Genomic DNA, 6903 nt, shown 5'->3' on the forward strand with positions numbered 1-6903 from the left:
AGCCCGGCCTTGCGGGCGTGCTCTCATGCGAGCTCCTCGTCCTCCCCGGCACCGCGCCCCGCGCGAACCCTGGGAGTCGCAGTGCTCAGTCGGTCTTCTCACGATTGCGATCCGCACTCGGGGGAAAAAGCCGCAAACGGCAAGGCAATGGTTGACCGCGTCACGGCCCACAAAGGAGGGTTCCTCCTGCTGACCGCGGACGGCTGGCAGGACTGGGCCACCGCCATCGAGGCGGACCTGCAGGGGCCCGCGGAACCGCAGGACGTCGCGGCCGCACTCGCCGCCGCGCTCGCGCAGCGCCCCCTGTTCTGCGACCTGCTCGCCCACGCCCAGCTCAACCTCGAACGCGGGGTGACCCAGGAACAGGTCCGCGACTTCAAGATCACCACCCTCGACGCCATCGACCGCATCACAGGCGCCCTCACTCGTGCCCTGCCGTGGCTGACCCGCGGGCAGGCAGTCGACGTGATCGCCGGGGCGACCGCGATGGCGGCACAGCAGTGGCAGACCTCGAACCCGCCGGACACCCTGGCCCGCCTCTACGCGGAGGACTCGCTCGTCGCCCACGTGGCTTCCGCGTTTACCCCTCGGCTTACGCGGCTGGTCACTCTGCTCCTGACCGGAGCCGCGACCGCTTCGAACGGCGAGCCGTAAAAGTCCCGGACTGCGGATCATGCCCGTCCGCGGCGGCCCCCAGGAAGAACGGCGCCTGCTGCTGGCCCGGCTTCCCCGTCCACCGGAACAGTCCGTCAGCCGAGTGGCAGCCGTGCTGCGCGCCGTGGCACTCGCCACCTCCTCTGCTGCCCCGCCCCTGACACGCGTACGCAGCGGCGACCGCGGGCGTGGTCCCGTGCACACACGCACGTGAACCTGCCTGGAACGCCTGCGCCACATGCTCCGGCACGGCGGTCTGCGGCCGCTCCAAAGCGAGATCTCACGTTCTGCGGGTGGCACGCGTCTACCGGTCAGGAGAGGGGAGACGCAGATGAGTACTCGACATGTCGTGATCGAGACGTACCTTGGGCCGATCACGATCGTCGCCAAGGGCGAGGCGATCGCCGGCCTGTACTTCAGGCACCACGTCCGTCGGCCCCCGCAGGAGACGTTCGGGCCCGCGATCAGCGACTCGACGGACTCGTTGCTGAGCGAAGCGGCCTGCCAGCTGTGCGATTACCTAGCGGGGCGGCGTAGGCAGTTCGATCTTCCGCTCGAGGCCGAGGGCGACTCGTTCCAGCGCGCTGTCTGGGACATCGTGAAGAGCATTCAGTGCGGTGACACGGCCACCTACGGCCGTATCGCCGAGCAGGTCGGTGGCCGCGGTCTCGCGCAGAAGGTCGGACAGGCCGTGGGTGCGAACCCGCTGTGCATCTTCGTCCCGTGTCATCGCGTCGTCGGTTCCAACGGGGCCCTGACCGGGTACGCCGGCGGACTGAAGCGCAAGCAGGCGCTGCTGGAGCTTGAGGAGCCGCTCGCGGGTGACGCCGGACGGTTGTTCTGACCGGGAATCTCACGTTTGCCACGCACGTACGTCTTCAATGGGATGAACATGAAACAACCGTTCGAGAGTGTGGTCGCGCAGCACGGCGCAACCCGGGGTGGGCGCTGCCGGGGGGGGCGCGGCCCCCCCCCGAAGCGGTGGGAGAGACCTCGTGCAAAGCGCATCAGCACCAATTGGGCTGCCGCGAAGCTCAGAACGGCGGCGGCCAGTCCGTCGACTCGGGAGACGGACAGATCGCCGGCCTCGACTCCGGTGACGATGCGGCCCAGCAGCCAGGGTCCGGCCGCGCCGGCGAGTGCGGCAAGACAGGTCAGCAGCAGGATTCCGCGGATGGCCCCCCGGTCGTCGTTCAACAGCTGCCAGGCGGCCCGGCGCACCGTCCTTGCGTCGGCGACCGGCAGGCGCGGCGTCTCGTCGGACTGGCTCATCGGGGCTGTCCTTCCACGTGATGCGCCGTGGCGGCCTCGTCACGGATTTCGGTGCTACCGCGGAACACCAGTGCCGCGTATCCGGGTTGACCGGCGAGGAGTTCGCCGTGCGTGCCGGTCGCGTGCACCTTCCCGTCCACGAGGTAGGCGACCTCGTCGGCTTGGCCGAGCACGAGTGGCGATGAACTGACGACGAGGGTCGTCAGCCCGTGGCGGTACTGTGCCACGCGGGTGGCGACGGTTGCCTCAGTGTGCGCGTCCAGTGCGGATGTCGGCTCCACCAGCAGGAGCACCGCTGGATCCGCGAGCAGGGCCCGGGACAGCCGCAGCCGTTGGCGTTGTCCGCCCGAGACGTTGCGGGCCTGGTTCTCCAGGCGGGTGTCGAGCCCGTCGGCCAGCGTTTCGACGATGTCCTCTGCGGCGGCGGCGCGCAGCGCCCGCCAGATGTCCTCGTCGGAGCGGTCGGTGTTGCCGGAGACGACAGAACGCAGTGGACCGGCGAACACATAGGCATCGTTGTCGGCGAGCAGGATGTGCCGTCTGAGAGCGGTGCGGTCCCAGTCGGACAGCTTGGTCTCGCCCCAGGAGACGTCGGAGTCGGTGTAGCCGGCCAACCGGTCCACCACGGTGCGTGGCTCGTCGGGGCTGGCGCCGACCAGGGCTGTCACCTTCCCCGGGGCGACCACCAGGCCCGACTCGGGGTCGTGCAGCCGGCTGGGGGAGTCCGGTGGGTCGAGTCGGGTCCGGTGCTCCTCGGGAGCCGACTCGAGCGCGAGGATGTCGACCACCCTTCCTGCGGAGACGAGCCCGCGCGGCAGATCGTCTGCCCCTTCGATAAATGACGAGACGGGTACCAGCAGGGCGGCAACGTATCCGTAGACCGCCACCAGTTCGCCCACGGTGATGGCCCCGTTGGCCGCCATCCGCGCACTGATCCACGTCACGATGGCGAGAAAGACTATGGGAAGGCACGCGGTGAGTGCCTGGACCCAGCTGGTTATGGTGGCAACGCGGTATCCGAGAGGAACGAGGGCCTGGGAGCGTTCCCGGTACCGTCCGGCGAACATGGGCTTGCCGCCTATTCCGTTGAGGATGCTCAGGCCGGCCACCATGTCGCCGGCGAGAGCGGTCAGGGCGCCCTGATCCTCCCGGTAGCGGCTTTCAGCGCTGTGCAGCTTCCCCAGCAAGGGGCCGACCGTCAACGCCAGGGCCGGGACACCGAGAAGGATCACCAGAGCGAGAACGGCGGAGATCCGGAACAGCAGGACGGCGGTTGCGACGTACGCGACGGCCGCACCCACGCCGGGACCCGTGATGGTCAGTGTCTGGGCGATCCTGCTGATGTCACCGGCTTGGAGGTGTGCGAGCTCACCTGCGGACACCTGCCGGGGCAGCGTCGATCCCAAGCGGGTGACGTGGCGTGTGACGACCTGCACCGTGCGGTAGGCCGCATCCACACGAATTCGCGTCATGGTGCGGTGTCGCAGGATGCCGAGGATTGCGATCCCGGCCCCCGCGACGACCAGCGCCCCGATCCAGAGGAGCAACGCCCGCGTGTCCCGGGCTCTGAGCCCGTCATCGATCGTCTTCGACATCAGGTACGGCGGAAGCACGAGTGCGCACATCCATGTGCTGCCCCACGCGGAGCCGAGGAGGACTCGTTTGCGTTGACTTGTCGTCAGCCACCACAGGAACCGTAGGGGACTCCGGTGATCAGGCAGGCCCGGGTCCTCGTAGGGGACCCGGCGCGCACCTGCGGGCAGGTCTGGTCCGTGGATCATCTCGGTCATCCTTGCGTGAGGTTGAGGGACAGATGCGGCCGACAGGAGCATCGGGACCTGAAGGCGGCAGGTCAGCCTACGAGCCGTTCCGGTGCTCCGCTACGGAATCGGGTCGGGCCGTGCAGCAGGGCCGCCGAGAGAGGGCAGTCGTACGGAGGTCGGTTCCGGCGGGCTGAAACGGCATCAGCAACACCTTTGTCGGCGACTTCACGGGTGACGGTGGGGATGATCTCGGCGGTGTCGAGACGTCGATCGGGACGCTCTACCTGTACAAGAGTCATGGCGACGGCGCCGTCGATGGCGGTTCCTCCCGTACGGAGATCGGTTCCGGTGGCTGGAACGGGATCTCGGACCACGACGGCGGTGACGTCACCGGTAGAGGTGCGGGTGACTTGGCAGCCCTCGAATCCCCGCCGGGCGCCACCGGAAAGCCCTACCTCTACAAGGTCAACGGCACGGGCGGCCTCAACGCCCGCATCGAAGTCGGCACCGGCGGCTGGTGGCACCCCACCAGGCGGGTCCGAGTTCACTGCGACCCCGCCCTGCCTCTGTGCGCTCCCTGCCCCGACCGTGCCACATCGGCCCGACTTCTGGAAGAGAGTAATGACGAACCGTCATCTGCGCCGTTCAGCCTGTGCCTTCATGGCCGCCATCGGACTGACCGTCATGATTCAGCACTCCGCTGCCGCCTCGGCGGCGGAATCGCCCACCCACGTCGAGTACCGGGGACTCTCCATCGACGTTCCGGCCGGGTGGAGGCTGGTGGATCTGGAGACGCACCCGAACGCCTGCGTGAGGCTCGATCAGCACGCCGTGTACCTGGGGCATCCGGGAGCCGAGCAGTTCTGCCCCAGCCACGTGATCGCGGCGAAGACCGATGCGATCGTGCTGGAGCCGTTCACCGGAGCTGCACCCCGAGAGGATGTGCCCACCGTGAACGTCCCGGCGGGCTCCCCCGCTCCCCGCGTTCTTCCGGCCGGCGACTCCCGCGAAGTACGGCTGGCCTTCGAGGGCGCCGGTGTCTACGCAACCGTCAGCTACGGCTCGTCGACGGCAGCGATCGAGAGGGTCCTGGGCTCCGCCACCATCAGCAGCACGGCCGAGCCGCGGACGGTTCCGGCCCCCCGGGCGCGGCCTTTCGCTTCCCCGATCCCGGGCACCGGCTACACCGGCAAAGCCTTCGATGCCTGCTCGGCACCCTCCTCGGGCGCCATGGCGGACTGGGCGTCCTCGCCCTACAAAGGGGTGGGCATCTACATGGGCGGACCGAGCCGGGCCTGCTCCCAGCCGAACCTCACCGCTTCATGGGTGGCCGAGCAGAGCGGCCGTGGCTGGCATCTGCTCCCTGTCTACGCGGGCCTCCAAGCGGGGAGTATTTCCTCCTTAAGTGCGACCAGCCAGGGACGGTCGGCCGCCGACGCGGCGGTCGATCTGGCACAAGGGCTCGGATTCGTTCCCGGCACGGTGCTCTACACCGACATGGAGGCGTACTCCTCGGGGTACCGCACCAACGTCCTCAACTTTCTCTCCGGCTGGTCCGACCGTCTGCACGAACTGCGCTACCGATCAGGCGTGTACAGCTCCTCCTCCAGTGGCATCAAGGACCTCTCCTCCGTCTACTCGTCCACGACGCTGGTGCGTCCGGACGTGGTCTGGTCCGCCAACTGGAACGGTAAAGCCGACACCGCCGACGTGAACATCCCCGCCGGTTACTGGTCCGAGCACCAGCGTGTTCACCAGCACGCGGGCAATGTCACCGAGTCGTACAGCGGGACGACGATCAACATCGACCGGAACTACGTCGACGTCGGCGCGGCTGTGACCACGGGCGACCCGGGTATGACAAATCTGACGGCCGGTGACTTCAATGGGGACGGCAAGAAGGACCTGGTGGCCGTTGAGGTGTCGACGGGCAATCTGTGGCTCTACCCCGGTACGGGCACGGGAACCCTGACCTCGCGGGTGCTGATCGGTAGGGGTGGCTGGAACGGCATGGCGAATCTGGCCGTCGGTGACTTCAACTCGGACGGCAAGGACGATCTCGTCGGCACCGAGATCGCGAGTGGAAAGCTGTACCTCTACCCCGGTACCGGTAGCGGTCCGGGACGTCGTAAGGAGATCGGTTCCGGCGGCTGGAACGGGATCAGTAACACCTTCGTCGGCGACTTCACGGGTGATGGCAGGGATGACCTCGGCGGTGTCGGGACGTCGACCGGGAAGCTCTACCTCTACCGGGGCCACGGCGACGGCACGATCGACGCCGGTTCCTCCCGTACGGAGATCGGTTCCGGTGGCTGGAACGGCATGGACAAGATCGTCAGTCCTGGTGACATGAACAGGGACCGCAGGGACGACATCGTCGCCACCGAGAAATCCACCGGGAAGCTTTATCTCTACAAGGGTCACGGCAACGGCACGATCGACTCGGGTCCCTCCCGTACGGAGATCGGTTCCGGTGGATGGAACGGGATCTCGGACTACGCGGGCGCTGACTTCACCGGTGACGGTACGGGTGACCTGGAAGCCATCGAGCCCCGGCAGGGCGCCACCGGAAAGCTCTACTTCTACAAGGGCAACGGCAAGGGCGGCCTCAACGCCCGCGTCAAAATCTCCGACGGTTGGTGAGGGGGCCGGCCTCTCGACGACGGCAACCAGGAGGCGGACCTGAACCGGGCAGCGCCGGACCCGGCTATCGGTCCGGCGCTGCTGTGCACTGTGTTCCGGAGGCCTGCGCGGGCTGGTGATTCGTCCGCCGCGTCAGCCCGCCATCGGCGGGATCTTCCGCGACGGCACCGCGCCCAGTTCGTCCACGGCCACCGCCTCCCCGCTGTCCGCGTCGACGTAACTGACACGGACGACCGGGTCGTCGCCGGTGTCGCGGCCGGCCGTGGCGTCGAGTGCGAACACCACCGTGACCGGGCGTGCGTTCTCCCGGTCCCCGTACACACCCGAGTACTGGAGAATGCGCCAGCCGTTGTCCTCCCAGTGGTCCAGCAGGGCGGACCCGACCACCGGTGCGGCGGCCTGCCAGGCAAGGGAGTTCACCAGGAGTTCGACGCTCGCCGCGACCGACACCTGGTTCCCGCCGGGGTGCCGGCGCATCGGCTCCGTTCGCGCGCCGCCACCCTTCACACACCGCGCCCATCTCACACGGACCCGCGGGCGTGCGCAGCTGTGCCGGAGCGCGGCGGCGGCC

At 68.3% G+C, this 6903-nt stretch carries 5 protein-coding genes; 3 read left to right on the forward strand and 2 right to left on the reverse strand.

The window, feature by feature from the left end:
* The first annotated feature begins 147 nt into the window (after positions 1–147).
* Positions 148–654: a hypothetical protein gene (locus tag AB0915_RS28170; protein WP_366693743.1), complete on the forward strand. Its 507-nt coding sequence runs from the start codon at positions 148–150 to the stop codon at positions 652–654.
* 331 nt (positions 655–985) lie between these two features.
* Positions 986–1498, forward strand: a complete 513-nt coding sequence (locus AB0915_RS28175) for a methylated-DNA--[protein]-cysteine S-methyltransferase (RefSeq protein ID WP_366693744.1) — start codon at positions 986–988, stop codon at positions 1496–1498.
* Between the two features lie 424 nt (positions 1499–1922).
* Here the strand turns inward: AB0915_RS28175 and AB0915_RS28180 are convergent, their stop codons facing one another.
* Entirely contained in the window at positions 1923–3707 is a 1785-nt protein-coding gene (locus tag AB0915_RS28180) for an ABC transporter ATP-binding protein (RefSeq protein ID WP_366693745.1), read from the reverse strand.
* A 642-nt stretch (positions 3708–4349) separates the two neighbouring features.
* On the opposite strand from AB0915_RS28180, the gene AB0915_RS28185 reads away from it, so the two are divergent.
* A complete protein-coding gene (locus AB0915_RS28185) occupies positions 4350–6332 on the forward strand; it encodes a glycoside hydrolase domain-containing protein (protein WP_366693746.1) in 1983 nt (660 codons plus the stop codon).
* A gap of 132 nt (positions 6333–6464) precedes the next feature.
* On the opposite strand, the gene AB0915_RS28190 is transcribed toward AB0915_RS28185, so the two are convergent.
* Positions 6465–6809, reverse strand: a complete 345-nt coding sequence (locus tag AB0915_RS28190) for a hypothetical protein (protein ID WP_366693747.1) — start codon at positions 6807–6809, stop codon at positions 6465–6467.
* Positions 6810–6903 lie beyond the last annotated feature (94 nt).

This window comes from Streptomyces sp. NPDC048411 (assembly GCF_040704695.1).
Lineage (GTDB): Bacteria > Actinomycetota > Actinomycetes > Streptomycetales > Streptomycetaceae > Streptomyces.

Coding starts and splice junctions, on each gene's coding strand:
- AB0915_RS28170 (WP_366693743.1), top strand. CDS start 148: ATGGTTGACCGCGTCACGGCCCACAAAGGAGGGTTCCTCCTGCTGACC.
- AB0915_RS28175 (WP_366693744.1), top strand. CDS start 986: ATGAGTACTCGACATGTCGTGATCGAGACGTACCTTGGGCCGATCACG.
- AB0915_RS28180 (WP_366693745.1), bottom strand. CDS start 3,707: ATGATCCACGGACCAGACCTGCCCGCAGGTGCGCGCCGGGTCCCCTAC.
- AB0915_RS28185 (WP_366693746.1), top strand. CDS start 4,350: ATGGCCGCCATCGGACTGACCGTCATGATTCAGCACTCCGCTGCCGCC.
- AB0915_RS28190 (WP_366693747.1), bottom strand. CDS start 6,809: ATGCGCCGGCACCCCGGCGGGAACCAGGTGTCGGTCGCGGCGAGCGTC.